Below are 310 nucleotides of genomic sequence, written 5' to 3' on the forward strand. Positions count from 1 at the left end.
TCGTGGGGTTTGAGTTTCGCCCACTTCTCGCCGTTGCCGGTCCCCTGGCGCACTTCGACTTCCTTCAGCACGCGGATGAATTTCTTCGGCGCCGGCTGGTCCTCGACGCCGGCCTGCTGCAGCAGGAAGACGAAGGACGAGGCCGAGCCGTCCATGATCGGGATTTCCTCGGCGGTGACTTCGATGTAGAGGTTGTCGATGCCGAGACCCGCGCAGGCCGACATCAGGTGTTCGACGGTCGAGACGCGCGCCGAATCCTTGACCAGGACCGACGCCATGCGGGTATCGCCGACGACTTCCGCGCTCGACG

1 protein-coding gene is annotated in these 310 nt (G+C 64.5%); it reads right to left on the reverse strand.

Annotation, left to right across the window (positions count from 1 at the left end; translation table 11 throughout):
* A partial coding sequence (locus KVT32_RS29545) for a UDP-3-O-acyl-N-acetylglucosamine deacetylase (RefSeq protein ID WP_217619367.1) occupies window positions 1-310 on the reverse strand: 310 nt, incomplete at both ends.

Origin of the sequence: Achromobacter sp. GbtcB20 (genome assembly GCF_019091095.1) — a bacterium.
GTDB lineage: Bacteria > Pseudomonadota > Gammaproteobacteria > Burkholderiales > Burkholderiaceae_B > Achromobacter > Achromobacter mucicolens.